The following is a 1710-nucleotide window of genomic DNA, read 5'->3' on the forward strand; positions in this document are numbered from 1 at the left end:
CTAGAAGTCTGATGAAGATCTTCTTGCTGGGAGGGCTGTCCCGGTTGGGATAGCCCTCCTGCGCTATGCGGTTGTGGGAGTGATGGTCCAGGTGTCGCCCGCGCGGGTAAGCCCGAGGCTGATCAGTCGGCGGAGGTTGAGCGCGGCGGCGCGGTTATGGAGCCAGGTGTCGTTCTTCAGGACACCTCGGTAGGGGACGCGGCGGTTGCCCCGGGCGGTGAGCCAGGCGATGGCGCGTTCGACCGGTGGCCGCCAGCGGCGGTATTCGGCCTGCCAGTCGGGATCGGCAGCAGCCCGGCGGGCGGCTTTCAGACGGTCGTAGTGGGCGTGGACCTGGAACGCCCGGCCGGTCTTGGAGCGGGTGCATCGCTCACGCAGGGGACAGTCGATGCAGAGCTTCTTGAACTGGGCCGTGCGGGCGCCCTTGGCGTCCGGGCGGCCGAGGGGCTTGGTGTGGCCGGCCGGACAGGTGACGCTCCCGATGGTGGTGTCGACCTGGAAGTCGTCGCTGGTGAAGCCGCCGGGGACGGCCTGCCGCAGCGGCGGAGGCTTGATGATCAGGGTGTGGCCGCCGGCTTCGAGGGTCTCGCGCAGGTCGCCGGTGCCGTAGGCGGTGTCCCCGAGGACGGTCAGGGTCGCGGTCTCGTCAGCGAGCAGGTGCCCGGCGACGGCGGCCTCGTGGTTGTGCGCTCCGGTGCCCGCGGTGAGCTCGACCTCGGTCAGCAGACCGGTCTCGGGCTCGAACGCGGCGTGGGCGCGGAAGCCCTCCTGGTGGTGGGTGCGGTTCTTGTGGATGTGGCGGGCCTCGGGGTCGACGGTGGACACGATGCGGTCGGGGGCGGTGCCGCGGGCGATCCGCCACCGACCGTCGCGTCCGTCGGAGCCGTCGGCCACCTCGACGTCCTGACCGGCGACCAGGGCCAGCAGCCCGACGGCGTCGGCGGCCTTCTGGTCCAACTGCCGTTCGGGCAGGCGACCCAGCAGGTTGAGTGCGTCGGTGACCAGGGCGTCCACCAGTGTGGCGCGAGCGGCCTCGTCGTTCCAGGCGATGCGGGGCTTGCCCGGGTCGGTGTAGTCGTGGGCGGTGCACCACGTGGCGGCGGTCCGCTCGGCGTCGGGGACGTCCCGGATCACCCGGCGGATCGCGGCGACCAACTGGGTGACGGTGTCCTGGGTGGCCACCGCGTCGTCCAGCACGGTGGAGTCCAACGCCCGCCGCTGCCTGCCCTTGAGCACACCGGTGGCCGCCACCACCTCCTTGACCCTGGCGAACAGTCGGTTCGGATCCGCTGAGCGCTGCAGCCGGCGTCGAAAGTAGGCCAGCAGCGAGGGGTCGAACGCGCTGTCGTGCAGGCCCAGCCCGCACGCGGCCTTCCATCGCAGGTCACACCGCAGCTGTTGGACCGTGTCGAAGTCCGACAGCCCGTGCAGGCTCTGCAGGACCACGGTCGCGGCCAGGACCTGCGGCGGCATACTGGGCCGCCCGTTCCTCGACGGGTACATGTCCGCGAACATCGAGTGCGGGAACAGGGACTCCCGGTGCTCGGCCAGGAACGCGAACACGCTCCCGGCCGGGATCAACTCCCGACAGGTCTCCCACACATTCGGTCCGACCAGATCCCCGGCCCATTCCCCCATCGCCACGAAACGAGTCTGGCCCCACCACTCACGCAGCGGGGCCAGAACCCAACATCTTCATCAGACTTCTAG

General features: G+C 70.4%; 1 protein-coding gene. It reads right to left on the bottom strand.

Annotated elements, in window-relative coordinates:
• Positions 1-63: 63 nt before the first annotated feature.
• Entirely contained in the window at positions 64-1638 is a 1575-nt protein-coding gene (locus tag QSK52_RS38995) for an IS1182 family transposase (protein ID WP_285741028.1), read from the bottom strand.
• Between the last annotated feature and the right edge of the window lie 72 nt (positions 1639-1710).

The sequence above is a fragment of the Kitasatospora phosalacinea genome (assembly GCF_030268885.1).
In the GTDB taxonomy this organism is placed as follows: Bacteria; Actinomycetota; Actinomycetes; order Streptomycetales; family Streptomycetaceae; genus Kitasatospora; species Kitasatospora phosalacinea_C.

Bases quoted from the DNA above. Each gene is read 5' to 3' on its own strand.
- QSK52_RS38995 (WP_285741028.1), bottom strand. From the start codon at position 1,638: ATGGGGGAATGGGCCGGGGATCTGGTCGGACCGAATGTGTGGGAGACC.